Source organism: Arthrobacter sp. 01T419 (assembly GCF_056398865.1).
Map to the genome: position 1 here is coordinate 177,111 of NZ_JBFTQF010000004.1, position 25,406 is coordinate 202,516.

At 64.3% G+C, this 25,406-nt stretch carries 25 protein-coding genes and 1 riboswitch; of the genes, 6 read left to right on the top strand and 19 right to left on the bottom strand.

Going from position 1 to position 25,406, the window contains the following annotated elements; genetic code table 11:
* Positions 1–118: 118 nt before the first annotated feature.
* Entirely contained in the window at positions 119–1,129 is a 1,011-nt protein-coding gene (locus tag AC1DLO_RS08630; RefSeq protein ID WP_476914457.1) for a DMT family transporter, read from the bottom strand.
* Between the two features lie 54 nt (positions 1,130–1,183).
* On the opposite strand from AC1DLO_RS08630, the gene AC1DLO_RS08635 reads away from it, so the two are divergent.
* Entirely contained in the window at positions 1,184–1,414 is a 231-nt protein-coding gene (locus AC1DLO_RS08635) for an RNA-binding S4 domain-containing protein (protein ID WP_184736051.1), read from the top strand.
* A 65-nt stretch (positions 1,415–1,479) separates the two neighbouring features.
* Here AC1DLO_RS08635 and AC1DLO_RS08640 read toward each other — a convergent pair whose 3' ends face one another.
* Positions 1,480–2,148, bottom strand: a complete 669-nt coding sequence (locus tag AC1DLO_RS08640; protein ID WP_476889217.1) for an alpha/beta hydrolase — start codon at positions 2,146–2,148, stop codon at positions 1,480–1,482.
* A gap of 69 nt (positions 2,149–2,217) precedes the next feature.
* On the opposite strand from AC1DLO_RS08640, the gene AC1DLO_RS08645 reads away from it, so the two are divergent.
* Positions 2,218–3,060 carry an SGNH/GDSL hydrolase family protein gene (locus tag AC1DLO_RS08645; protein WP_476889218.1) on the top strand — a complete coding sequence of 281 codons (843 nt, stop codon included), beginning with the start codon at positions 2,218–2,220 and terminating at the stop codon, positions 3,058–3,060.
* 66 nt (positions 3,061–3,126) lie between these two features.
* Positions 3,127–3,471 (top strand): hypothetical protein, encoded by a 345-nt coding sequence (locus AC1DLO_RS08650; RefSeq protein WP_476889219.1) that lies wholly within the window; start codon positions 3,127–3,129, stop codon positions 3,469–3,471.
* A gap of 22 nt (positions 3,472–3,493) precedes the next feature.
* Here AC1DLO_RS08650 and metX read toward each other — a convergent pair whose 3' ends face one another.
* On the bottom strand, positions 3,494–4,615 hold the full coding sequence (metX, locus tag AC1DLO_RS08655) for a homoserine O-acetyltransferase MetX (protein ID WP_476914458.1): 1,122 nt from the start codon (positions 4,613–4,615) through the stop codon (positions 3,494–3,496).
* Positions 4,616–4,628: 13 nt separating this feature from the next.
* Positions 4,629–4,744: riboswitch (SAM riboswitch) on the bottom strand.
* Between the two features lie 160 nt (positions 4,745–4,904).
* The gene (locus tag AC1DLO_RS08660) at positions 4,905–6,221 is read right to left on the bottom strand and encodes a bifunctional o-acetylhomoserine/o-acetylserine sulfhydrylase (RefSeq protein WP_476889221.1); all 1,317 of its coding nucleotides are present in this window, start codon (positions 6,219–6,221) and stop codon (positions 4,905–4,907) included.
* A 238-nt stretch (positions 6,222–6,459) separates the two neighbouring features.
* Between AC1DLO_RS08660 and AC1DLO_RS08665 the strand changes: the two genes are divergently transcribed.
* Entirely contained in the window at positions 6,460–7,098 is a 639-nt protein-coding gene (locus AC1DLO_RS08665) for a VOC family protein (protein ID WP_476889222.1), read from the top strand.
* Positions 7,099–7,353: 255 nt separating this feature from the next.
* Here the strand turns inward: AC1DLO_RS08665 and AC1DLO_RS08670 are convergent, their stop codons facing one another.
* Positions 7,354–8,118, bottom strand: coding sequence for a CPBP family intramembrane glutamic endopeptidase (locus AC1DLO_RS08670; protein WP_184736066.1), 765 nt, complete (start codon positions 8,116–8,118; stop codon positions 7,354–7,356).
* 100 nt (positions 8,119–8,218) lie between these two features.
* Here AC1DLO_RS08670 and AC1DLO_RS08675 point away from each other — a divergent pair, with 100 nt between their 5' ends.
* Positions 8,219–8,899, top strand: coding sequence for a histidine phosphatase family protein (locus tag AC1DLO_RS08675; protein ID WP_476889223.1), 681 nt, complete (start codon positions 8,219–8,221; stop codon positions 8,897–8,899).
* 15 nt (positions 8,900–8,914) lie between these two features.
* Here AC1DLO_RS08675 and AC1DLO_RS08680 read toward each other — a convergent pair whose 3' ends face one another.
* The 11 genes from AC1DLO_RS08680 to tdh all read right to left on the bottom strand — a co-directional run bounded on the left by AC1DLO_RS08680 (position 8,915) and on the right by tdh (position 20,243).
* A complete protein-coding gene (locus AC1DLO_RS08680) occupies positions 8,915–9,706 on the bottom strand; it encodes a DeoR/GlpR family DNA-binding transcription regulator (protein WP_184736068.1) in 792 nt (263 codons plus the stop codon).
* 23 nt (positions 9,707–9,729) lie between these two features.
* Positions 9,730–10,569, bottom strand: coding sequence for a class II fructose-bisphosphate aldolase (locus AC1DLO_RS08685; protein ID WP_476889224.1), 840 nt, complete (start codon positions 10,567–10,569; stop codon positions 9,730–9,732).
* Entirely contained in the window at positions 10,566–11,510 is a 945-nt protein-coding gene (locus tag AC1DLO_RS08690; RefSeq protein ID WP_476889225.1) for a 1-phosphofructokinase family hexose kinase, read from the bottom strand. Before AC1DLO_RS08690 ends, AC1DLO_RS08685 begins: the two co-directional genes overlap by 4 nt.
* The gene (locus tag AC1DLO_RS08695) at positions 11,507–12,457 is read right to left on the bottom strand and encodes an ROK family protein (protein ID WP_476889226.1); all 951 of its coding nucleotides are present in this window, start codon (positions 12,455–12,457) and stop codon (positions 11,507–11,509) included. The genes AC1DLO_RS08690 and AC1DLO_RS08695 overlap by 4 nt, the downstream gene beginning before the upstream one ends.
* 8 nt (positions 12,458–12,465) lie before the next feature.
* Entirely contained in the window at positions 12,466–13,383 is a 918-nt protein-coding gene (locus tag AC1DLO_RS08700) for an SIS domain-containing protein (protein WP_476889227.1), read from the bottom strand.
* Between the two features lie 205 nt (positions 13,384–13,588).
* Complete coding sequence (hutI, locus tag AC1DLO_RS08705) at positions 13,589–14,812, bottom strand: imidazolonepropionase (protein ID WP_476889228.1); 1,224 nt, start codon at positions 14,810–14,812, stop codon at positions 13,589–13,591.
* A gap of 11 nt (positions 14,813–14,823) precedes the next feature.
* A complete protein-coding gene (locus AC1DLO_RS08710; RefSeq protein ID WP_476889229.1) occupies positions 14,824–15,921 on the bottom strand; it encodes an NAD(P)/FAD-dependent oxidoreductase in 1,098 nt (365 codons plus the stop codon).
* Between the two features lie 93 nt (positions 15,922–16,014).
* The gene (locus AC1DLO_RS08715) at positions 16,015–16,485 is read right to left on the bottom strand and encodes a pyridoxamine 5'-phosphate oxidase family protein (RefSeq protein ID WP_476889230.1); all 471 of its coding nucleotides are present in this window, start codon (positions 16,483–16,485) and stop codon (positions 16,015–16,017) included.
* Positions 16,486–16,539: 54 nt separating this feature from the next.
* On the bottom strand, positions 16,540–17,940 hold the full coding sequence (locus tag AC1DLO_RS08720; protein ID WP_476889231.1) for a 6-phospho-beta-glucosidase: 1,401 nt from the start codon (positions 17,938–17,940) through the stop codon (positions 16,540–16,542).
* A gap of 6 nt (positions 17,941–17,946) precedes the next feature.
* Positions 17,947–19,143 (bottom strand): glycine C-acetyltransferase, encoded by a 1,197-nt coding sequence (locus AC1DLO_RS08725; protein ID WP_476889232.1) that lies wholly within the window; start codon positions 19,141–19,143, stop codon positions 17,947–17,949.
* Between the two features lie 53 nt (positions 19,144–19,196).
* Entirely contained in the window at positions 19,197–20,243 is a 1,047-nt protein-coding gene (gene tdh / locus AC1DLO_RS08730; RefSeq protein ID WP_476889233.1) for an L-threonine 3-dehydrogenase, read from the bottom strand.
* 114 nt (positions 20,244–20,357) lie between these two features.
* Between tdh and AC1DLO_RS08735 the strand changes: the two genes are divergently transcribed.
* Positions 20,358–21,293, top strand: a complete 936-nt coding sequence (locus AC1DLO_RS08735) for a LysR family transcriptional regulator (RefSeq protein WP_476889234.1) — start codon at positions 20,358–20,360, stop codon at positions 21,291–21,293.
* Positions 21,294–21,321: 28 nt separating this feature from the next.
* On the opposite strand, the gene AC1DLO_RS08740 is transcribed toward AC1DLO_RS08735, so the two are convergent.
* The 3 genes from AC1DLO_RS08740 to AC1DLO_RS08750 form a co-directional block, all read right to left on the bottom strand.
* Entirely contained in the window at positions 21,322–22,509 is a 1,188-nt protein-coding gene (locus AC1DLO_RS08740; RefSeq protein ID WP_184736116.1) for a Gfo/Idh/MocA family protein, read from the bottom strand.
* 26 nt (positions 22,510–22,535) lie between these two features.
* Positions 22,536–23,594: a LacI family DNA-binding transcriptional regulator gene (locus tag AC1DLO_RS08745; RefSeq protein WP_476889235.1), complete on the bottom strand. Its 1,059-nt coding sequence runs from the start codon at positions 23,592–23,594 to the stop codon at positions 22,536–22,538.
* Between the two features lie 72 nt (positions 23,595–23,666).
* A complete protein-coding gene (locus AC1DLO_RS08750) occupies positions 23,667–25,331 on the bottom strand; it encodes a type 2 periplasmic-binding domain-containing protein (protein ID WP_476889236.1) in 1,665 nt (554 codons plus the stop codon).
* Between the last annotated feature and the right edge of the window lie 75 nt (positions 25,332–25,406).

Here is a 25,406-nt window from a genome sequence, read left to right on the forward strand (position 1 = left end):
TACTCCAATGTTCTACAGGGCCGCTGGGTGCGGTCCGTGGTTATGCTCTACGGGAACAGTCGTTAAGGGGAAACGCTGTTTTTGGGGAAGTGCTGCGCAGGAAGCTGCGTGTCCTAGCCTACCGGCCTTTCGCCGCGGTCCTGCCCCCATAACGGCGGGAAGCGAGCGCGCCTTTCGGCCAAGGCAGGGTCGCCACGATGATGGCGGACAGCGTCAGCAAGGTGCCAAGGATCGTCGGCAACGCCACCACCGTTCCGAGTGCCGGGAAGACCAGGTCCAGCGCGAGCGATCCGAGCAACTGGCCGGCGATCATCCCCAGTCCCGTCACCAGGACGCCCAGGCTGCGGACAAGCAGGGCGGCCRGGCCGATGAAGATGCAGCCCATCGGACCGCCCAGGTAGTACCACCATTCGGCGGGCAGCGCGTGGCCGGGACCGGCCAACAGCAGTTTGATGAGCCAGACGATCCATAGGATGACCGTGCCGGCCACGAAATTCACCAGCGTCGCGGCGACAGGGCTGCCGTAGTGCACCGTGGCGGTGCCGTTCATGGCTTGCTGGAAACTCATGAGGCAGCCCGCCACCACCGGCAGCAGGATGGGGAGAAGCAAGGATCCGACGTCGGCGGCCGCCCCAAGGCGCGGCGAGACGGCCCAGATGACGGCGGCAATCGTCAGGACGCTGCCAAGGACCCGGACTCCCGTGATCGAACGCTTGCCGCCGGGTCCGATGCCAAGCCGGTCCACGAGGAGCCCACTGAGGGTCTGGCCTGTCACCGCGGCCACGGTGAACAAGGCCACGCCAAGCAGGCCGACGGTGAACGATTGGGCAAAGACGAATAGCGCGCCGATCCCGCCGGCCAGGACGTAGAACCGGGGAAAGCTACGCTCCTTGAGGGCGGGCAGGATCCTTCGCAAGGCAGCGCGGCCTTTCGGGAGCGCCAGTCCGATCGCGGCGATCACTACCAGCCCGGTGGTGAAGCTCACGACGGCGGCCGCGATGCCGTCGTCGAGCGTTGCCCCTAGCGCGCCGTTGATCCGGCCCTGGAGGGGAATCACGAGTCCGGTTGCCACGGCAAGCAGCAGGCCGGTGAGCAAAGGAAGGGAAGTCCGGGAGGTTGTACTGGCCATGGGGCGGGACTGTTGCGGCACTTTCACCACCCTACTTCAGGCATCATTGCTTGTATGAACAACCCGGAAATTCAAGAAATCCCCATCCGTGACGACATGATCCGCCTTGGCCAGCTCCTGAAGCTCGCCAACCTGGTGGAGGACGGTGTGGAGGCCACCGAGCTCATCAAGAACGGGTTGGTCAAAGTCAACGGCGAGATCGACGAACGACGCGGCCGCCAGCTCCATGCCGGCGATACCGTGACCGTCAACGGACAAACCGTGCGGATCGCGAAGGATTCCTAGCAACGCGGGGTCACTTACGGCCCATTACATGCCTCTGAATGGGCCGTAAGTGACCCCGCGTTGCTTTATACGGAGGCGAGGACCTTGTGCTCCAGGAATTCACCCACGTGGCCGATTTCCTGCTGGTTGATGCCGTGCCACATGCCCGTGTAGAGCACCTTGGTGAGGTCCGTGTGCTTTCGCACCCACCCCATGGTGTATTCGATCTTGTCAGGGGTAATGACGGGATCCTGCTGGTCCCGTCCCCAGAAGAGCGGCACGGAACCGTCCAGTTCGGCGTCGCGGAACGCGGGGTCGCCATCGGCGTCGACGGCGAAGCCTGAAAGTCCGACGACGGCGGCAAAGTCCGCCGGCCGCTGCCGGAGCAGCGAGGTGGCCATGGCCATCCCCATCGAGAACCCGAGGAGCGTCACCGAGCTGTGGTTGGACTTGAGCGAATCCAGCCAGGAAAACACATACTCGGCCGCGGTCTTGACGGCGTCGAGCGAGTAGTCGATGGACGCCGTCAGCGGGAACCACGTGAAGCCCGGACCCGTGGCGATCGGGGCTCGGAGCGAAGCGACGACGAACTCCTGGGGCAGCAGGCTTGCGAGGCTAAAAAGGTCTTGCTCGTTGGATCCGTAACCGTGCAACAGGACCAGCAACGGCTTTCCAGCCCGTTCCTCCTCTTCGTGGGACCACAAAACGACCGGGGGAGGAAAAGCAGGGGCAGGAAAGGCGGAAGCTTGACTCATGGGACTATTCTTACAGTTACCCATGAGTAACAAGCTACGGGCGCGTAGCGTTGCAGCAAAAGGCAGGATATGGACGTGAGTGACACTGATTCCACGGTGGAGCGAGGCGCGGATGAGCGGATTCATCCGTGGACCCGCTACGTGGCCTTGGGTGATTCGTTTACCGAGGGCATCGGCGACCCCGAGCCCAACAGGCCCGGGGGACATCGCGGCTGGGCCGACCGGGTGGCCGAGGAACTGAGCCGGGGCCACAGCGATTTCGCCTACGCCAACTTGGCGATCCGGGGGCGCCTGCTCCAGCAGATCGTGGACGAACAACTTGGCCCGTGCATGGACCTTAAGCCGGACCTTGTCAGCATCTCCGCAGGCGGCAACGACCTCATCCGTCCCGGCGGCGACCCAGATGCCCTGGCCGAGAAACTCGATGCCACCGTACAGACCCTAAGTTCCGGAGGCGCCACCGTGGTTCTCTTCAACGGACCCGACACCGTCTCGTCAGTCCTTGGGCGGATCCGCGGCAAGGTTGCCATCTACAACGAAAACCTGCGAACTGTAGCCGCCCGCCACGATGCTGTGGTGGCGGATATGTGGTCGCTGCGGCAACTTTCCAACCCGCAGATGTGGGATGAAGACCGCCTGCATTTCTCGCCGCTCGGCCATCACACGATCGCCACCATGGTCCTTGATTCCCTCAATGTTCCACACAGTCTCGAGCCGCTCCTTCCCAAGCCACTGCCCCAGCGCAGTTGGCGCGAAGCACGCTCCGGAGACCTCGTATGGGCGCGGGAGTATTTTGTGCCGTGGGTCGTCCGCCGGATCCGGCACCAGTCCTCCGGCGACGGAATCTTGCCAAAACGCCCGACGCCGGGGCCCGTCTTCGGACCGGCCGACACCGTTTTGCCTCGGAGCTGACGGAAGATCTCGACGCTTGTCACAGGGGCGGGGCTAAGCTGGAGAAAGACCTAGGAGGCCTCCACCGTGAACAATTTGATCTTCTGGATCATCGTCTGCTCTTGGCTGATTCCCATGGGGATCCGCATGTACAACCGCTCCCGCCAGCGCAGGCTCCGGGACTTCCCTCCGCAGAACTACCCTTACGGATACCCTGCACAACCTCCGGTGATCATCCCGGCTGAGCCGCAGCCTCCGGTGGCGACGCCCGCGCCGCAGGCCGCTCCGCCGTCGTCGGCTACTCCCCTGCCGAACACCGCGCCCCACGGCTACCGGGCCCGGAAACTGGCCGAACTTGACCAGCAGTACAGCGACGGGAAAATTGCCATGGAGGACTATATGAAGCTCCGCCAGGAGATCATGAACGGCTGATTCAGCCGAAGAACGCCCAGCGTCAGCCGAAGAAAGCCTCGCGCAGCTGCGGGCCGAGCTGGCCGATTTCAGTGAGGAACCCGTCGTGCCCGATGGGTGCCTCGATCACGTGTACTGAGACCTCGCCGGGCAAGGCCTTGGCCAGTTCGTGGGATTGCTCAGGGAAGTAGAGCCGGTCCGAGTCCACCGCGGCAACAAAGAACTTGGCGGTGGCCACGGAAAGCGCATCCGCCAAGGCACCCCGGCCGCGGGTGATGTCGTGGCTCATGAGCGCCTCGGTAATGGCGATGTAGCTGTTGGCGTCGAAGCGCTGGACCAGCTTGCTTCCCTGGTGGTCGAGGTAGCTCTCCACCTGGTAGCGGCCCCGGTCCCCCAACGCGGCAGCCTGAAGTGGTGCCTCGGCGCCTTGGGCGTTCCGGCCGAAGCGGAAGTCCAGTTCATCCGCCGAACGATAGGTGATGTGGGCGATCCGACGGGCCAGGGCCAACCCCGCCTCGGGCGCGGCCTGGCCATAGTAGTCACCACCGTTGAAGTCTGCGTCCTGCCGGATGGCGAGCGTCTGGGCCTGGGCGAACGCGATCTGTTCGGCTGTGCTGTACGCCCCGATGGAAATCACGGCACATCGCTTGACGCGGTCCGGATAGCTAACGGCCCATTCGAGTGCGCGGGCACCGCCCATGGATCCGCCTACGACGGTGTGCCAGCTATGGATTCCCAGGGCGTCCGCCAAGCGGGCTTCCGCCGTGGTGCTGTCCCGCAGCGTCACCAGCGGAAAACGGGAACCCCACGGCTTGCCATCGGGCGAGCACGACGACGGACCGGTGCTGCCGTAGCAGCCTCCCACGATGTTGACGGAGACCACGAAGTAGCGGTCCGTATCAATGGTTGCGCCGGGTCCAACGAGTTGCTCCCACCAGCCTTCTTCGTCGCTCTCGCCGCGGGCAACGTGCGTGCTGCCGGTCAGGGYATGTTCCACCAGCACGGCGTTGGAAGCATCGGCGTTGAGCCGCCCCCAAGTCTCGTACGCGAGGACGACGTCGGGGAGAAAACCTCCGGCTTCCAGTTCGAGTCCGCCCACGGAAACATACTTGAGCGTTCCGTCTTGGGTCCCGGAAAGGGGTATGGCTGTTGCAGCAATTGTCATTCGTTGACACCTCACATCGCGCTTGCCCGCCGCCAACAAAGCGAAGGGCCAGGTCTTCACCCGGGGCACCCCACCGCGAAAGGAGGGTTGCCGGCCAGCAAGCCGGGGCTGTCGCTGGCACTCATGACCTATACGAAGAGTCTAGGAAAACCGGACCCCTTCTGACGAAGATTATGACATCTATGTGACACTTCGCCGCGTTTTGTTCATGCAAAAGACGTTGATGGGGCCGGCCGGCGAAGATTCATTCTGCATCGCCAGCCGGCATCCGTCGGTCATTGGGGGCTGCCTAAGCGCCCTTGGCTGCCCGGAAGCCCGCCTCGAGGTCCGCAAGGATGTCGTCAACGTGCTCGATCCCGACGGACAGCCGCACCAGGCCCGGGGTAACTCCTGCCACGGCCTGCTGTTCAGTCGTCAGCTGGCTGTGGGTGGTGGACGCAGGATGGATCACCAAGGAACGGACGTCGCCGATGTTTGCCACGTGGGAATGAAGCTCCAGGGCGTCCACGAAACGCTTGCCGGATTCGATCCCTCCGCGGATGCTGAAGGACACAACAGCTCCAGTGCCCCTGGGCCCGTACTTCCGGCCGCGTTCGAACCACGGGCTGGAAGGCAGGCCTGCGTAGGCGACGGATTCGACGTCGTCGCGCTCTTCGAGCCATTGCGCCACTTTGGTGGCGTTCTCCACATGGCGTTCCACCCGCAGGCTGAGGGTTTCGATTCCTTGGGCAATCAGGAAGGCGTTGAACGGGGAAACAGCCGAGCCGAGGTCGCGCAAGAGCTGGACCCGGGCCTTGAGGATGTAGGAGAGGTTGGCGCCCAGGGCGCCGTCCTTGCCGAGGTCGCGGGCATAGACCAGGCCGTTGTAGCTGGGGTCCGGGGTGTTGAAGTTGGGGAAGCGCTCAGGATCCTTGCCGAAATCGAAGTTGCCGGAGTCCACGATGACGCCGGCAATGGCGGCTCCGTGCCCACCCAGGTACTTGGTGGCCGAATGCACCACGATGTCCGCACCCCACTCGATAGGCCGGATGAGGTAAGGCGTGGCCAGGGTGTTGTCCACGATGAGCGGCACTCCGGCCTGGTGCGCGGTTCGGGAGACGCCCTCGATATCCAGCACGTCTTGACGGGGGTTGGAGACCACTTCAGCGAAGAACAGCTTGGTGTTTGGCTGGACCGCGTCCCGCCACTGGTCAAGATTGTCCGGATCCTCGACGAAGGTCACCGAGATACCGAATTTCTTCAGCGTGTGGGCCATTAGGTTGTAGGTGCCGCCGTAGAGGCTCGGGCTGGCGACGACGTGGTCGCCAGCCTCGGCGACGTTGAGGATGGCGAACGTCTCCGCGGCCTGGCCGGAACTCAACAGGAGTGCCGCCAAACCGCCCTCGAGGCTCGCTATGCGCTGTTCCACGGCATCCTGCGTAGGGTTGCCAATCCGCGTGTAGATGGGCGCCAACTCGGCCAGCGCGAAGCGGTTGGCCGCGCTTTCAGCGCTGGGAAAGACGAACGAGGTGGTCTGGTAAATGGGGAGCGCCCTGGCCCCGGTGGCGGCGTCCGGTTCCTGGCCGGCGTGGATCTGGCGCGTTTCGAATGACCATCCTTGGGACATGCGGACTCCTGGTTGCTCGGGGCTCTCGGCCGTGATTCAGCCTGCGGGCCTGCTGTTGCCGGCCTGGTTGCCGCCAGTCTAGGGAGGCCATTGCGGGCTCCGGAAGCTTTGTGACGAACGCAGTAGTTTTCGGTCCTGGCGCGTCCCGAAGTGACCCTGAGCTGCCTTTTCGATACATCCCACCTTGGTTAGGCTTGACTTAGCTGAGAGCTCCATCACAAAGTGCCAAGATGAAGCCATGCGCATGGATCACGTCTCTTACGCTTGTGAACGAGATGGCCTACTGGCCACCACCGAGCGGATTTCCGCAGCATTGGGAGTGGACGCAGTCCGGGGCGGAGTGCACCCGCGCTTCGGTACCCGGAACATGATCATCCCCCTTGCTGACCACAAATACCTGGAAGTTGTCGAGGTCCTTGACCACCCGGCATCTGACAAGGCACCTTTTGGACAAGCCGTCCGTGCACGCTCCGCTGCAGGAGGTGGCTGGATGGGTTGGTGCGTCGCTGTTGACGACCTGAGCCCATTCGAACAACGACTCGGACGCGCGGCTGTCCCCGGTAACCGCAAGTTTCCGGACGGCCGCGAACTCGTCTGGTCGCAAATCGGCATCCTGGGACTCATCGCCGATCCCCAGGTCCCGTACTTGCTCCGTTGGGAGGGCGACCCCTCGCTTCATCCGTCCCTCGTCTACCCAAGTGACGTCAAGATGTCCAGCCTCACCATTGCCGGCTCGGCGGAACGCGTCACCGAGTGGCTGGGAGAACCCGTAGAAAAGCCCCTTGAGGACGTCGCAGTCCAATGGATGGCTCCGCACGGAACGCCGGGAATCATGTCGGTAACGTTCGAAACCGCCAACGGAGCCGTCACCATCTGACGGCCCATCGGGCCAGGACGGCCCGGAAACTTCGGCCGCCATATGCGGGTGCCAATGACGTCACCCCGCGATGGCGGCCGAATCCTTTTAAACTCAACTTAACGCACAACGCGGCGGGCTTGTGGCATCCGGCAGCATGCGTCTAAGTTGGGCCCACGCTGGCAGGGTTCCCTGCCCGAGCTTGCGAGGGAAGGGGGCCTGCGGGGAGGAACGAGCGAGCATGCAGAGGATGGCTCACTCCCGTCGCTGCACCCCCTATCCCAGTCCGATTGCCTTGCCGAAGACGCTGAAGCCGACGAACGCCACGATGTCCAGGAGTGCATGCGCCACCACGAGCGGCATGACCCGTTTGGTCCGGGTGTAAATCCAGCCGAACACCAGACCCATGACCGCATTGCCGATGAAGGGTCCGAAGCCTTGGTACAGATGGTAGCTGCCGCGAAGGAGCGCACTGAGCCCGATCGCCAGCGGAGTGCTCCATCCGAACTTCCCGAAACGGTCCAGAAGGTAGCCAACCACGATGACTTCTTCGACGACGGCGTGCCGGACAGCGGACAGGACAAGCACAGGCACCGTCCACCAGTAGGAGTCCAGGCCGCTGGGGATGATCGCCGTCGTGATTCCCAGGGCGCGACCGGCCGCGTAGAGGCCCAGTGACGGGATTCCGATCAGCGCAGCGAGACCCAGTCCCTGGAGCGCGTCGCGGCCTGGCCGGGCGAAGTTGAAGCCCAGCCGGGTGAATCCTGAGGGACTCTCCGCCGTTTGGCGGTGGATCGACAGGAAGTAGAACACCAGCACCACGGGGACCAGTGCGAACGCAATATCGAGCAGCTGGTATGTGAGATCGAAGTACTCACGGGTGTTCTGGGAACGATTGAGGGTAGACGTTGCCTGGGACAGGGGCGCCCGAGTCATCTTGTCCAACAACTGCACCACGGAGTACACGGCCGATTGGCCCAAGGACAGGCCGAGGACAATCAGCACTTCGGCGCGCAGCCGGCGCGTTGAGGCAAGGAGCATGCTCCTATCTTGCCTGCATTTGGCTGATGTTTTCCCGGGAGTTCATTCTCCGAGGGTCGCCTGCGCGGCACCGGTGGCAGCGGACCCTATGCTTGGTGGGATGAGCGCGCCAGCACGAATCTTCATGATCCGGCACGGCCAGTCCGCCGCCAACGCCGACACTTCCATCTACAACCGTGTCCCCGACTACCGCATCCCCTTGACGGAGCTCGGGATCGAGCAGGCGCAGGCCGCAGGTGGGGAACTGCGCAAGAAGCTCGACGGCGAGCCCGTGTGCGTCTACGTCTCGCCGTACCTTCGGGCATACCAAACCCTTGAGGCACTCAATCTGGGCAACCTCACGGAGAGGGTGATCGAGGAACCCCGGCTGCGTGAACAGGACTGGGCAAACTTCCAGATCGCCGGAGATATCGGGGACCAAAAGGAGCTTCGCAACCTCTACGGCCATTTCTTCTACCGGTTCCGCGAAGGAGAATCCGGTTCCGATGTTTACGACCGCATTTCGTCCTTCATGGAAACCTTGTACCGGCATTGGGAAAAACCCGATTACGCGCCCAACACCCTGCTGGTGACCCACGGCCTCACCATGCGTCTTTTCTGCATGCGGTGGTTCCATTGGTCGGTGGAGTATTTCGAGTCCCTCAACAACCCGGGCAACGCGGAGCTACGGACACTTGTCCGCAACGATCAGGACAAGTACGATCTCGACACGCCGTTCAGCCAGTGGGTGCAGCGCAGCACCGACGAAACCGTGTTGAACGCTCCCCCGGTGGTCTTCTAACGGGCAGGCTCCGAGCTAAGCGTCCTTGGCCACGATCACTTCAGTGCCGCTCGCTTCGAACGCGGCCTTGTCTTCTGCCGTGATCCCGGAATCGGTGATGAGCCGGCGGAAATCGTACCCGGCCATCGCCGCGAACGCGCGTTTGCCGATCTTCGTGGAATCGGCCAGGACATAGGAATCCGTCGCACGGCGTGCCATGACGGTATTCACCATGGCCTCGCCCTCGTCCGTGATGGTGGGGCCGATCTTCGGATCAACTCCGTTGACGCCTATGAAGGCGATATCCAGGGCAACCTTCTGCATGATGACATCCGTATAGGGCCCTACAAGTTCATACGAACGCGGGTTCAGGATGCCACCGGTGACCATGATCTTGATGTTGGGGCGCACGGCAAGCTGGGCCGCGATATTGATGGCGTTGGTGACCACGGTCAGCATGGGCCGGTTGGAGGGTGCGTTGAGGTCTTCGCGGGTGGACAGGACCTGGGCCAGGGCCGTATTGGTGGTCCCACCGCTGAGTCCGATCACGGCCCCGGGCACGATGAGTTCGGAAGCGGCCAGGGCAATCTGCTGCTTCGCCTCCGCGTGATCATCCCTGTTGTAACGCCCTGGGAGCTCGTAGGCAACTGATCCCGTGGTTGCACCGCCGCGGGTACGGCTCAGGAGCCTTTGCTTGGCGAGGCTGTCGAGATCACGGCGCGCCGTGGCTGGTGAGACGCCCAGGCGGGTCACGATATCCTCGACCTCAACATGCCCTGACTCGGCGAGGAGATCAAGGATGGCTGTCAGTCGATCGTTGCGGGTCATCACGAACCTTCCGGAAATTGAGGCTAATTCACTTTCGCGAACAGCGTCAGCAAACGTGCGGTTTCCAACACGAGCGCATCCCGTCCGGCCTTGATGTACTTGCGGGAGTCCACCACGGAGGGGTTGGCATCCAGGTACTCACGGACGGCGCGGGTGAAGAACCCGTTCAAGTGTGTGGATACGTTGATCTTAGTCATACCGGCCCGGATTGCCGCCACCAGCGTCTCATCTGCTACGCCCGAGGAACCGTGAAGGACCAGCGGTAGCTGGACGGCCTGCTTCAGCCGGGTGATCAGCGCCAAGTCCAGGGTGGCGCTCCGTTCTGTCATGGCGTGCGAGGAACCGACCGCGACGGCGAGGGCATCAACCCCGGTCGCGTCCACAAAGGAGCGGGCCTCGGCAGGATCCGTTCGGACTCCAGGAGCATGGGCGCCGTCCTTGCCCCCGACCTTTCCGAGCTCGGCCTCAACGTAGACACCGTGTTCCTTGGCGTACTGGGCGACCCGGCGCGTGACTTCAACATTCCAGTCGTAAGGCAAATGCGCGCCGTCGTACATCACGGAACCGAAACCAAGGTCAACGGCTTGCAGGGCAAGCTCCTCGGATTCGGCGTGGTCCAAGTGCAGGGCCACGGGAACAGAAGCGTCCCGGGCGATGGACATTGCGCCCCGGGCAATCGGTACGAGTCCACCGTGGAAGCGGGCGCAGTTCTCCGAGATTTGCAGGATCAACGGGACTCCCGCCGCTTCCGCTCCGGCCACCAGGCCCTCTGCGGTTTCGAGGTGGATGACGTTGAAGGCGCCTTGGCCAATGCCATTGGACGCGGCATTGTCCATGAGTTCCCGTGTGCTGACGAGGGTCACAGGGTCTCCTTCCAGCTAAGAATGAGTTGATTTTCGAGGTCCGCGTAGAGCGGCGAGATCTCGCCGGCGGCGGGCATGAGCACCGCAGCGGCGGACCATGCCGTGGCCCTGCTCAGGATCGTGGGAATGTCGGAGACTCCGCTCGCGAGCGCGACGGCGGCCGCCGCCACCCCGGCGTCGCCGGCTCCGGTGGGGTTGCCGCTGAGTGGCTCCGGGAGCCGTGCGCTCCAATAGCCACCCGGGGCCGCATGGTGGAACGCAAGCATGCCGTCGGCGCCGGCACTGACCAGTACCGTTTTGGCACCCAAAGCGATCAATTGCCGTGCGGCAGCCTCCAGGCTGCTCTCCCCGGTTGCTTCGAGGAGTTCGTGGTTGTTGGGCTTGAGCAGATCCGCCCCGGCCCGAGCGGCGGCGATGATCCCGGGACCGGAGGTATCGACGACGGCGGGGATCCCGGCGTCGTGCGCGAGACGCACCAGTGCAGGGTAGAAGTCCGCCGGCGCTCCCGGCGCCAGGCTGCCGGATCCGACAAGCACTCCCGCGCCTTGACCGTCGAGGGCCTCGACGACGGCGGCGGCCAGCGCCTGCCATTCGGCCGGCTGGAGGGGATTCCCCTGTTCATTGAAGATTGAGGTTTCGCCGCCCACCGTGTCCACGAGGGCGATGCTGCGCCGGGTCTCCGCGGCAACCGGAATCAGGCGATGCGGTATTCCGCTACTCCGGAGTTCTGCGGCGAATTCCGCACCGGCCGTGCCGCCCGAGGGCGCGAGAGCCAGCACGGGGTGGCCCAGCTGGTGAGCCACCCGGGCAACGTTGAGGCCTTTTCCGCCTGCGCGGCTCAGGGGTGCGGCCACGCGATGGCTTGCGCCGGGCGTAATCCCGGCAACGTGGTAGCTGAGGTCGATTGCCGGATTGGGCGTGACCGTGATGACCCGCTTCATGGCCTCGTCCCCGTGCCGGAGGCGGCGTTCGCCGCAGGGAGCAAGGCCCGTGCCCTCATCGCAGCGCCCAGCAAGCCGGCGTCCTGGCCAAGTTCGGCGCGCATGATGATCGGCCGGCGTTGGAAGTCGAGCAGCTCGTCAAGGCGTGAGCGCAGCGGCTCCAGGAGTCCCTCCCCCGCTTCGGCAAGACCGCCGCCCACCACCACGGCTTCAGTGCCGATGATGCTGACGCACTGACTGAGGCTGAAGGCGAGGGCATCCACGGCGTCAGCCCAGATCCGCGCCGCGAGCGCGTCGCCTGCCGCGGCCTTCTCCAGGACTTCACGGGCGCCGGCGCGCGGAGTTCCGGCCTTGTCGCTGTAGCGCCGGGCGATCGCTCCGGCGGAACCGACGGCCTCGAGGATCGTGTGGCCGGGACCGTCGGGGTCCGGAACAAGGGCGTGGCCCAGTTCCCCCGCGAAGCCGCCTGCGCGCACCGGGTACCCGTCGGAAATGACAGCGGCAGCGATCCCGGTGCCGACCACCATCACCACGACGTTTCGAAAATCGCGGGCCGCTCCGAAGCGGAATTCGGCCTCGGCGGCCGTGCTGACATCATGGCCGAACGACACGGGGAGTCCGAGGCGCTGCGTGGCCTTTTCCCCGAAGGGAAAGTTGCGCCACCCCAGGTTCGCCGAGTAGATACCCACTCCGGTATCGGAGTCCACGATTCCGGGAACAACAATGCAGGCTGCTTTCGGCGGGTGGCCGGGGAATTCAGCGGCGAACTCAGCAGCCAGCGCGGCAATGGCGTCCAGGATCGCGTCGCCGGGCCGCAAGGGATCACGTGGCGTTGCGACGCGGCGCAAGCCCAGGACATTCCCGGCCGCGTCGACAAGACCTGCCTTCAGGTCCGTTCCGCCGACGTCGAAGGCCAGGACTGCGGACTCAGCGGCTCCGAGAACCATGGGAAGACCTAGGCCGTGGCGTTCAGGACGACAGAGCGCGTGAGGTTGCGCGGCAAATCCGGGTTGAGGCCGCGCATGCGCGCCCGCTCCAAGGTGACTTTGTGGACGCGTGCCAGCTCCGCGAGAGGGTGCTTGCCGGTGTTGACGTACAGGGCGCCGGTCCGGGCCATATCGGCATCCAATCCCTCGGGCTGCGCGCCGAAGAGCCACGTGACCCGGCCAGGGGCAGCAATGGAAATGGGGCCGTGCCGGTATTCCATCGCCGGATATGATTCAGTCCAGCCCTGCACTGCTTCGCGCATCTTGAGCCCGGCTTCGTGGGCCAGGCCGACAGTCCAGCCGGTGCCGAGGAAAGTGAACTGTTCGGCGTCGAGCAACTCCTGGGAAACAGGCTCCGTCACCGCGGTGCGGGCGTGCTCGATGGCGGTGCCGAGTTCGATGCCCAGGCTCGTGAGGAGATACACCAGTGCTGTGGTGGCGAAGCGGGTCTGGACCACCGACTTCTCGTCGGCGTACGGGAGTCCGATCACGGCGTCGGCCAAGGCAATGATAGGTGAATTCACGTCGCCGATCACCGCAACAGTGCGGACCTTTCCGCGCAAGGCTTCCAGAAGCTCAAGTACCTCCGTGGTGGTGCCGGAGCGGGTGATGGCGATGACGGCGTCGTACTGGCGCCCGGTGCTGTTGTGGTTAAGGAAAGCTTCCGACGCCGCGAAAGCGTCGGTGACGCCCTTGCCCGCGGCTTCGCGGGCCGCGGCATAGCTTTGCGCCATGAACCATGAGGTACCGCAACCGACGACGGCGATCCGCTCGCCATCAGCAGGCAGCAGATGCTCCCCCTTGGATTGCTCGATGGCCCGCCGCCAGACCTCGGGCTGCGAAACAAGCTCTTCTTCCATGAAGGCCCCGAGGGTGTTGTTACTCATCGCACTTACCATTCCTGTCCGCGCTTGTTCGACGCACTCTTCAACGCTCAACGATTTGACGTTTTATGATCCATATAAACACTAAACGATCATTTTCAATCGCACAAGGATCGTGGGGGGTCTGGGCGCGTCCGGCAAAAGGAACACAAACGAAAGCAGGGCCCCTCCATATGGAAAGGCCCTGCTTGGTGTTGCAGAGATAGCTTTAGACCGCGCGGACTCCGGCCCGCCACACCCCCGAGGTCAACGGGATACCGGGCCGGTACGCCAGGTGCGTGGCCGACGGCGCCTTGAGCATGTGAAGGTCTGCACGGTGCCCGACGGCGATCGAACCCACCGCCCGCTCGCCGTCGACGTCGTTCCCCGACTCCCGTCCCAAAGCGAGCGCGCCGCCGTACGTTGCCGCCCGGACGGCCTCGTGGACGCTCAGGTGCATCTGCAACACCGCGGTAGTGACACAGAAGGCCATCGAACTCGTGTACGAGGTGCCGGGATTGCAGTTCGCGGCCAAGGCGATCTGGACGCCGGCATCGATCAGCGTGCGGCCCGGGGCGAGCGGCTGGCGGGTAGAGAGATCGCAAGCAGGCAAGCAGGTGGCCACCGTGCCGCGCTGGCCGGTTCCTGAGGAGGCGTCCCAGCCGCTCCATGTCCCCGCGAGCGCCTGGATATCGGCCTCGGAAAGGTAGTTGACGTGATCAACGCTGGCCGCACCGAACTCCACGGCCAACTGGACACCGGGTCCTTCACCAAGCTGGTTTCCGTGGACACGCAGCCCCAGGCCCGCGTCGCGGCTGGCCGACAGGACGCGGCGAGACTGCTCTTCGGTGAAGGCACCGCGCTCGCAGAAAACATCGGCCCAGCGAACGTAAGGGCGGACGGCGTCGAGCATTGGGCCACAGACGAGGTCCGTGTATTCCTCGGCATCGACGCCGGCCGGGACCAGGTGCGCGCCCAAGTAGGTGACTTCGTCCACGGTAGCCGCGGCGATGCGGGCACTCCGGGCCTCGTTCTCGAGGTCCAGTCCGTAGCCGGTCTTGCTCTCCAGGTAGGTGGTGCCCTGGGAGACGGCTTCGGCTACGCGTCCGGCGGCGAGGCGGATCAGTTCCTCATCGCTTGCAGCGCGCGTGGCGCCGGTGGTGACGGCGATGCCACCGGCGCTGTAACTTTGGCCGGCCATCCTTGCCTCGAACTCGGCGGTGCGGTCCCCCGCGAAAATCAGGTGCGAATGCGAATCCACCCAGCCCGGAAGCACGGCGCGGCCCTCGGCATCCACGCGCCCGTCCGCCGCGGGAGCCTCGGACGCAGGGCCGATCCAGGAGATACGCTCACCCTCGATCACCACGGCGGCGTCCTTGAGGACGCGATGGTCCACGTCCTGGGTCATCAATTCGCCGATGTTGCTGATCAGTGTGCTCGTCTGTCCGCTCATGAACCTATTGTTCAACGGCGGATGGACCAACGGGTGGCGGCGAGCTCCCTAGGTGTCCGGGATACCGGACCGACGTCGGATACGGAGCCTAGGATCTCGGCGGCCGCGAGCTCAGCAATCGCGGAGGAGGTCTGGAAACCATAGCCGCCTTGGCCCGCGAGCCAGAAGAAGCCGGGAGCCTCGGCGTCGAAACCCATCACCGGGACGCCGTCGGCAGCTTCCGTGCGCAACCCCGTCCAAGCCTTGGCCACGGAGTGGATGCCCATTGACGTCAGCGAGTTCAGCCGGACCACGAGCGCTTCCACATCTCCGGGCCGCGGCCGCGCGTCTTCCGGGCCGCTCGGCACCGTCTCCGACGGCGAAATGAGCACTTGTTCACCCTCGCGCCGGAAGTAGTAGGAGTCATCCGCGGCGCACACCATGGGGGTACCGGGCGGAAGGGGGCGTTCGACGTCGACGATCGCCGCCGTGCGGCGGAACGGCTGCAAGCCCAGCTTCTCCACCCCGCTGAGCACCGCGAGTTCGTCCGCCCAGGCACCCGCCGCATTGACGACGACGGCGGACTGGAAGCCTTCCAGCCCGGCCCCCAGTTGCCAGCCGGAGCCGAGGCGTTGGGCCGAATGGACCCGTGCTCCGGTGATGATGTCCACTCCCCCGGCCTCAGCGCGTTGTCGGTGATCTTCCAACAGCACGGGCGCGTTGCAGGCGAATGATCCCGTATCGAGGCCAGCGGCGGTGAAAGATCCGGGATTCAGTGCCGGGCACAGTTCAAGGGCCTCTGCATGTGTGATGGGATGCATGTGCCCGCTGGCCTCTGCCGTGACCGTCGCTTCGTCGCCCACCAACATGAAGGACCGCGGTTCCAGAACCGGTACCGGCAACTCGGCGTCGCGGGCCGCCATCAGTTCCAGTGTCCTGATAGTGAGTTCCTGCACGACGGCGGGTCCGTAACTCGGGATCAACTGCCGGGCTGAGCGGGAGGACGTGTGGTAGGCCAGTGTTTGTTCGGCCTCGACCAAGGCTACCGAACATTGGCCGGCGAGCGCCGAGGCCAGGGACAATCCGGCGATGCCGCCGCCGACAATTACCACATCATAATTTGCAGCCATCCCTCCATCCTGTCAGCGCGGAGGCCTATATGCGAGGGGACCGGTCGCGAGGAGACCTGGTGCGAGGGGGCCGGTTACGGCCTCCAGCGGCGCCTATTCCATGGCGGACGGCTTGATCCCGCTATACGGAGTCCACCAAGTCAGTGGCGCCGTGACTGTGAAGCGGCGTCCGGAGATCGAATCGGCGGGTATACGCACGAAGTGGTCCTTCCGACCCGCCTCCCAGGGAAAGAGCGGCAAGGAGAACGAGTTGACCACGTCGTCGATTTGCTTGACGGGCGCTGCTTTGCCATGGAGTACGACGCTCCACGCGACTCCGGTGTTCGAGTCGACGCCGTCCACCTCCATGGCCACCGGGAATTCGCCCAAGGCCGCCGTGAGCTTTGTGCCCGCACGGGTTCTGAAGACAACCGTCCCCTGGTCCACGGCGTAATTGATGGGGAAAATGTCGGGGTGGTCCCCGAGCCACACTGCCAGCCTGCCGACGGACACGCCCCTCAAGAGATCCCAGCATTGCTGGGAATCCAAAACCTCGGTTGCAGGTTGTGCTGCATCATTGTCCATGCTGCAGATACTAGGCCTCTGATCCTTCCCGGGACAGGGCTTAAGCGAAGGGGTTCAGCGAAGGTACCGGAGCTGCCCGAAATGACGGATGTAGTCATCCAGGAGCGCTTCCGCCACCCTGACCGAGTCCACGAGGGGGTGCATGGCCATCGCCTTGTAAGCGGAACGCCGGGAACCCGTGAGCGCGGCGTCGATCGTGGCGCGTTCCACGGCTTTGGCGTTGATCACCGGTCCTCGCGCGTAGTCCGGCAACGCCTTGGCCGGGAGCATGCGGACTCCACCCGCATCCACAAGGCAGGGTGCCTCGATGACGGCGTCGGCGTCGAGCTCAGCCAGGGTTCCCCTATTAGGGACGTTCAGGATCAGGCGGGCCGTTTCCCCCTGGCTGATGGCCCGCATGATGGCCAAAGCAACGGTCTCGTAGCCGCCCGAGACCAGGTCCTCGGCGTCGCGTTCGAAGGTACCGGCCGCGTCCCTGTTGCTTTGCATGTACGTCTCTTCGCGATCGAGCTTGGTCTTTTCCCAGAGCCGGAGGGCAGGCTTCGAGAACGGATCCCCGAGGGTGGACTCCGCACCGCCGTCGTATCCTTCTCCTAGCCCGCTGTAGAAGGACGATTGCTGCCTCGCCAAGTAGGCGCCGCGCGTGGTTTCAGCGCGCCGATCGGCGTCGAGCGCTTCCCGCGTGAAGTAGTAGTAATGCAGGTACTCATTGGGAACCGCGCCCAGTGCCTGGATCCACGAAGCGCCGAACAGCCGGCCTTCTTCAAAGGACTCGACGGCATTCGCGTCGGCCAGGACGCGCGGCAGAACGTCCTCGCCGTCAACCACCAGCCCACGCAACCAACCCAGGTGGTTCAGTCCGATGTAGTCGATCTCCACGGACCCATCGCGAAACGCCGCCGCGCCTCGGTGGATTCCGGCCGCGGCCAGGGCGCGTCTCGCCAGCCCGACCGGCGAATCGCAGATCCCCACCACCTTCCGGCCAAGGACTCCTGTCATGACCTCGGTGATGACACCCGCCGGATTGGTGAAGTTGATGAACCAAGCGCCCGGAGCGTGCTTCTTGACCGCCTCGGCAATGTCCAGGACCACGGGGATGGTCCGCAACGCATAGGAAATCCCTCCTGCGCCCACGGTCTCCTGGCCTATGACCCCGTGATCAAGGGCAATCCGTTCATCGGCTGCACGCCCCTCCAAACCGCCCACCCGGATGGCGGAGAAGATGAAGTCGGTACCCGGCAACGCCTCAGACAGCTCCGTGAAAAGCCGCACGGAAGGCGCATCGGGCACCCCTTCGGCCATGTCGGCGAGGACTCTGTCCACGACGTCGAGCCTCGCGGAATCGGCATCGAACAGCCTGAGCTCGGTGACGCGCCCGGGTTCATGGTCCGCCAGCAACGCTGAATAGACCAGGGGAACCCGGAATCCCCCGCCGCCCAGGATGGTGAGGATCATGGGAACTCAGAGCCCCGCGGCTTCGCGGCTCTTCACGAACGCCTCGACACACGCCTCGACGTCCTCGGCGCTGTGTGCTGCGGAGAGCTGCACACGGATCCGAGCGGCGCCCTTGGGCACCACGGGGTAGCTGAATGCCGTGACGAAGACTCCATGGTGGAGCATCTCGTCGGCGACCTTCGCGGCAACCACCGCGTCGCCGAACATCACCGGGATGATGGCGTGTTCGCCATCGAGCAGTTCGAAGCCCTCTTCGCTCATGCGGCGGCGGAACAGGGCAGCGTTCTCGAAGAGCTTGGAGCGGAGTTCGCCGGAACCCTGGACCAGTTCGATGGCCTTGATGGTGGCTGCAACGATGGCCGGGGCCAAAGAGTTGGAGAACAGGTACGGGCGGGCCTTCTGGCGCAGCATGGCGATGATTTCGGCGCGCCCGGAGACGTACCCACCGGAGGCGCCTCCGAGGGCCTTGCCGAACGTGCCGGTGTAGATATCGACCCTTTCGGAAACACCCGCGTGTTCCGGGGTTCCTGCGCCCGTGGCTCCCATGAAGCCGACGGCGTGGGAATCGTCCACCATGACCAGCGCGTCGTGCTTTTCCGCGAGATCGCAGATGGCCTCGAGCGGAGCGAGGTAGCCGTCCATGGAGAAGACGCCATCCGTGACGATGATCTTGCGGCGGGAACCCGCGGCCTCTACGAGCTTTGTCTCGAGATCGTCCATGTCCTGGTTGGCGTAGCGGAAGCGCTTGGCCTTGCTGAGGCGGATGCCGTCGATGATGGAGGCGTGGTTTAGGGAATCCGAGATGATGGCATCCTCGGGCCCGAACAAGGACTCGAAGACTCCGCCGTTGGCGTCGAAGCAGCTCGAGAACAGGATGGTGTCTTCAGTTCCGAGGAACTGTGAGACCCGGGCTTCGAGTTCGAGGTGCAGGTCCTGGGTGCCGCAGATGAAGCGGACGGATGCCATGCCGAAGCCGCGCGCGTCCATGGCGGCCTTGGCGGCGGCGATGATGTCCGAGTGGTCTGCCAGGCCCAGGTAGTTGTTGGCGCAGAAGTTCAAGACGGTGTTGGCGGGCTGGCCGAGCTGCCCGGCGGAGATGTGGCTGGCCTGCGGCGAATCAATGTGGCGTTCGGTCTTGAAGAGTCCTGCGGTTCGGATCTCTTCCAGTTCGCCCTGCAGCTGGTCTTTGATGCTTGAGTACATTGGTGGCTCCTGGTACTGGGAGTAGGGTGCTGGTTTGGCGGACTTTACGGCGACTAGATTTCGGTCCAGTCGAGGACTACCTTGCCGCCGGTGCCGGCGCGGGCGATCTCGAAGCCCTTTTCCCAGTCGGTAGCGGACAGTTTGTCCGTGACGACCGCGGAAATGTTGCGGTGGAGTGTGGGATTGGAGGACAGCATGGCGCTCATGGCGTACCAGGTCTCGTACATCTCGCGGCCGTAGATGCCCTTGAGGGTCAGCATATGGGTAACCACTTTGCCCCAGTCAATATCGATGGACTGGCTAGGCAGGCCAAGCATGGCAATGCGTCCGCCGTGGTTCATGTTGTCGATCATCTCAGGCAGCGCCGTGGGATGTCCGGACATTTCCAAGCCGATGTCGAACCCTTCGAGCATGCCGAGCTCGCGCTGGGCGTCCTTGACGCGCATCTTCGAAACATCGACGGCGAGGTCAACGCCCATCTTCCGGGCCAGCTCGAGCCTGGGGGCCGACACGTCCGTAATGGCGATCTTGCGGGCACCGGCGTGGCGCGCGACGGCGATTGCCATGAGCCCGATGGGTCCCGCACCTGTAATGAGCACATCCTCACCGACAAGGGGGAAGCTCAGGGCCGTATGAACGGCGTTGCCGAAGGGGTCGAAGATGGCACCGAGCTCGGGAGTGACGGAGGGATCGTGGTGGACCCAGACGTTGGTCTCCGGGATGACGACGTACTCGGCGAAGGCGCCATCGCGCTGCACGCCGACGGACACCGTGTGGATGCACATCTGACGGCGGCCGGCGCGGCAATTGCGGCAAATGCCGCACACCACGTGGCCTTCACCGGAGACGCGGTCACCGACTTTGACGTCGCGAACGTCCTCGCCCACCGCCACCACTTCACCATAGAACTCGTGGCCAGCAATCAACGGAGCCTCGATGATGCCCTGTGCCCAGGCGTCCCAGGACTGGATGTGCAGGTCCGTCCCGCAAATACCGGTGGTCATGACCCGGATCTTCACGTCGCTGGGATCGGCCTCCGGTTCGGGACGTTCGACGAGTTCAAAACCCGCGTGTGGACCGGACTTGTAGAGAGCCTTCATGGGTCTTCCTAACTCAGGGGATGGGCCGTTTGTGTGCCGTTTCACTTCATTGAAGCGCCACTAACGGTTTAGCACAACTAGGTTTTTCTCAATCAACGATTTAGCATTTACTAAATGGAAGTACACCAGCTCCAGATGCTCAGGGAACTAGGAGATCTTGGCAGTGTCAAGGCCGTAGCGGAGACACTCATGGTCACGCCGTCTGCCGTCTCCCAGCAACTCGCGCTCCTGCAGAAATCCGTCGACGTGCCACTGACGCGCAAGGAAGGCCGTGCTTTGGTGCTCACGGATGCGGGCCGGGTCCTCGCCGACGCCGGAGCCGCCGTCGTGAGCGCCATGGCTGACGCCCGCGCGGCCATTGGCGCGTTCCACGACTCCCCAGGTTCCACCGTGACCGTGAGCGCCTTCCACAGTGCGGGCCAAGCGCTGTTCGCGCCGCTTGTGGCCTTGCTGGCCAAAGCCCGTGGCGGCGCGAGTCTTGAACGCGGCGTCCCCCGCTTGAAGCTCGCCGACGAGGACGTAGCGCAAGAAGATTTTCCCGGACTCGCGGCGCGGTACGACCTCGTGCTCGCGCATCGAATGGAACACAGCCCCGGATGGCCCACCGACAAGGTGGCCGTGATCCCGCTCGCCGACGAACCGCTCGACGTCGCGCTGCCCGCCGGGCACCCGCTCGCGGAACGCCGCGAACTCAGGCCGGCCGACGTCGTCGGGCAGCCTTGGGTGACCAGCCGCGCCGGCTACTCCCCCGCGGACGTGCTGGCCGCCGTCGTCGCCGTCAGCGGACGTCCCGCGGAAGTCCTCCACCGCATCAACGACTACTCCACGGTGGCCTCGCTCGTGGCGGCAGGTGGAGCAATCGGATTGCTCCCGCGGTTCACTGCCCAACGCGTTTTGGATGCTGGGGTGGTACTGCGTCCGCTGGCGGGGGTGAATTCGGTGCGCAAGATCGACATCTTGGCCAGGCCGGAAACCCTGAAACGGAAATCGGTCATGACGGTCTGCGAAGCACTGCAGACCGTCATGACCGAACTAGCGGGCGCAGCCTGACGCTGCACCGCCGCATCCAACTGGCAAGCTACTTGGGGACCAAGGCAGGCTGGCCGGCTTCGAAATACTCCACGAGGTCTTGCGGCAGGGCCGGAACTTCGCGGGCGGAACCATCACCGCGCAGGGACTCCGTGGCCAGAACGCCGGCCGCAACCGCCTGGCGGGCTGCGATCGGGTTGGTCTGGGTCTGCCCGCCCTCGGCAGCGAAGCGGAGGAACTCCGCGATCAGGCGTGGATCGGCGCCCCCATGGCCGCCTTCGCCATCCTGGATCTCGATCACGTCATCCGGCTCAGCGAAACCGCTGGTCCGCGTGGTCCAGACCTTGATCAGCTCCCCGGGACCGTCGCCGAAGTTCTCGATCCTGCCCTTCGTTCCGATGACGGTGTAGTTCCGCCAGTAATCCGGCGTGAAGTGGCACTGCTGATAGGAGGCCAGCACACCGTTGTCCAGGACCATGTTCATCATGGAGATGTCCTCGACGTCGATGGTCTCGGCGAGGTCCTGCTGCTCGGTGGGCGGCCAGTTGTCAATCGAAAACCACTCGCCCATGCGCTTGCCGCTGTTGTCGCTGCGCTTGGTCACCGAGCCGTAGACGGCCAAATCCCCGACGGCGGAGACGCGCCGGGTGTACCCGTTGGCGAGCCAGTGGATGACGTCGATGTCGTGCGCCCCCTTCTGCAGCAAGAGCGACGTGACGTTCTCGCGCTCGGAGTGCCAGTCCTTGAAGTAGTAGTCTCCCCCGTGGCCCACGAAATGCCGGCACCAAACGGCCTTGACCTCGCCGATCCTGCCTTCTTCAATGAGCTGGCGCATCTGGACTACCACGGGCATGTGCCGCATGTTGTGGCCGACATAGAGCCTGGTGCCGGTTTGGTAGGCGGTCCGCAGGATCAGGTCTGCAGCCTCGATGGTAACGTCAAGGGGCTTCTCGCAAAACGTCGGGATTCCTGCCTTGAGGGTGCGGACCGCGACGGCGGCGTGCTGGTTGTCCGGGGTGAGGACCAGAACGGCGTCGATACCGCTGTTCAGGAGCTCCTCAAGGTCGGCCGTCACGCGGGCCGTGGGGATGCGCTCGGATGCATCCGAGCGGCCACGTTCGCTCGTGTCGCACACGATGGTGACTTCCGAGCCTTGGCCGGGCTTGTGCGCGTGGCGCCACAGCCCCGCGCGCAGGCCGAAACCCACCAAGCCAATCTTCATGTCAACCGTTTCCATTTGCTTGTGAATCCTTCTGTTGGTTCTCAAAAAAGTCGTGTTGCGGCGGTGCGATGCGGTGCCGATTCCCGCACGAACAGGTGCCAGGGGAAGTCCATGACCGCGGGACCGGCACCCGCGCCGCCGCGAGGAGCACCGCCGTCGACGGCTCGCTTCAGGAGGAGGTGGGCAATCCGGTCGAAGAAGTCCACCGGACCCACGGTGCTCAGCGACGGCGACATCCGCTCGCCCTCAATGGTGTTGCCGACACCGATGATGTCCACGTCCCGGCCGACCGTCAGACCGAGGCGCTGTGCGGCGTTGACGGCACTGACGGCGGCAAAGTCTGTCACCGCGTAGATCGCCGTGGGCCTGTCCTTCAGGCTGAGCAGGCGCATGGTAGCGGCATAGGCCCCGAGCGTGGTGCCGTCGAAGGTTCCCACGAAGTCCTCGTTCAAAGGGATCCCGGCCTCTTCCAGCGCCGAGGTGTAGGCGTGGTACCGCGGGCCGCCCAAGGGCCGCCCGCTGCCTGCGGGCACCAAACACGCCACCTCGCGGTGGCCGTTCAAAAGATGCTCCACCGCAAGCTTGCAACCCGGACCGGCAACGGAACGAATGACGTCGAAACCGGCAGGCTCGAGAATCTCGTCGAATACCACCAAGGTGGTGCCACGCCCGGCGAGTTCCTCGAGGGCGCCCCGGTCCGGTTCGCGGACGGCGTCCACGAACACCGCGTCGGCATTCTGGCTTTGCAGGACCCGGGCCCAGTCCGCGTCGCCGAGGATCATGGGGGTGATGCCCAGGGGGGCGGCGGCACGCTGTACGGCTTCGATCACGGACAAGGACCACGGATCGGAGAGCATGGTCAGGGACAGGATGACCGTGTTGGTCCGTCCAGTGCGGATAGCCCTGGCGGCTTGGTTGGGGCGATAGCCGAGCCGTTCGGCGGCGGACTTCACCTTCTCCGCCGTCGAATCGGACACGCCCGGCCCGCCCTCCCCGCGGCGTCCGGACATCACATAGGACACCGTGGCCGTGGAGACCCCTGCTTCTGCCGCAACCATGCGGATCGTGGGGCGCACTCCGGCGCCCGTGGCCTTGACCATGTCTCCCCCTATCGGCGGTGGCGGCAATGATGCCGCCACCGCTGGCGATCATTTTCTAGAAGTCTGGCCCCGTCAGGCGCCGAAGACCGGGACGTCGGACGGCAATGCCGCCTGGTACTCGTCACGGATCTTGTCTCCGCCGTCGGACTTCCAGCGCTTCAGCGCGTCCTTCAATTCGTCCATCTTGGCGCGTCCGGTGATGATGTCCACCACCTTGTCCCGGAACGGCGCCTGGATTTTCGCCCCGACCTTGGAGTTGGTGTCCGAGTAGGTGCCGTTGGTCGGATTCCGCCACGCCAGATCCAGGAGCTTCTGTTCCTGCTGGATGATGTATTTGGTGTCCTCATCGAAGCCTGGGTTGAAGACGACGTTTTCCGGGCTGGACATGATGTTCAAAGCCGACGCGAGTCCGGGGATGTTGGTATTTCCTGATTCGGTCATCTGCGGGCTGCCCTTCTGGTCCAGGGTGTAGTCCTTGCCGAGCTCGCCGTAGTTCTTCTGCATGTACTCGACCGTGCCGAACGGTGCGGACAAGTAGTTGATGAGGGACAGCAGTTCCCGGATCTTGCTTTCGTCGGCCTTCTTGAACGGCGTGAATCCGACCGTGCCGTAGCCCATGTCATACGTAGGCTTGGCCTTTCCGTCCGCGCTGAACGGCACCAGGATGTCGAACTGCGCCGTTTCGCTCAAGGCCCGGTACTGGCGCATGCCGTGCGGACCAACGATGACCTGCGCGCCAACGGTGCCGTTGACTACGCGGTTGCGGATGTCCGTAGCCTTCGTGTCCGGGTAGAAGACGCCCGCGGCAAACATCTTCGCCGTGAATTCGACGCCGGCCGCGTAGGCATCCGTTTCGTACAGGTGCTTCAGGGTCCGGTCCTTGCCCACCGCCCATCCGTTCGGGGCGCCGAACCACTCAGTGACCATGTGCAGGGCATTGATGTACGCCGGTTCCAAGGCGTAGCGTTGTTCGCCCGGACGCGTGATTTCCTTGGCTTTCGCGAGGAACTCCTCGGCATTGCTGGCGCTGAACCCGCCCACTTTGTCCCACGTTGCGTGGTTGCCAAGGTAGACCTGGCCGAAAGGAGTGCTCGGAATCGGAGCGCCCCAGATCTTGCCGTTCACGACGGCGGTCTTCCAGGAGTCCGGCTTGAGCGCCGCGAGGTTGGGGTACTCAAGGACCGCGTCCCCTGAAAGGTACTTGGTGAGGTCCTGGAACTTGGCTTCGAGCATGGGACCGACATTGGGGATGCCCTGGTTCGGCGGAACCCACATCATGTCCGGGAGGTCGTTGCTGGCCAGGACGGTGGCGAACTTGGCAGGGTATCCGTCACCGATGTCCTCGGCGATCTGCAGCTCCAGGTCTCCGCCGAGCTTGGCGTTGAGGCGTTGCCAGAAGGCGTTGTCCTTCATCCCCGGGCTCATCGTGTCGAAGGTCTCCGTGAGGCCGGTGACCTTGCCCTTGAGCGGGACGGAGGTGACGGATTGCACCGGTGTGGGGAGCTTGAAATACGCGGACTGCAAGCCCTTGGCGTTGCCGGGGAGGTCCGGGGTCAGGCCGGTGAATTCCTTGTAGGTCGGCAGTTTGACGGAAGCAGAGGCAGCGGCGCCCCCGTTTCCGGCTCCGCCGGTTCCTCCGCCACACGCGGCGAGCCCAACGGTAGCGACGGTCAACCCGGCGAGGCCGAGGAACCCGCGCCTGCTGACGCCGGAAGTGCCTGGGATGGTACTGGTCATGGCAGAACCCTTTCTGAGGTGGTGTGGGTGGTGCGTTTCGTTGCGTGAAAAGTGCGGGGATTCTTGCTTAGGCCG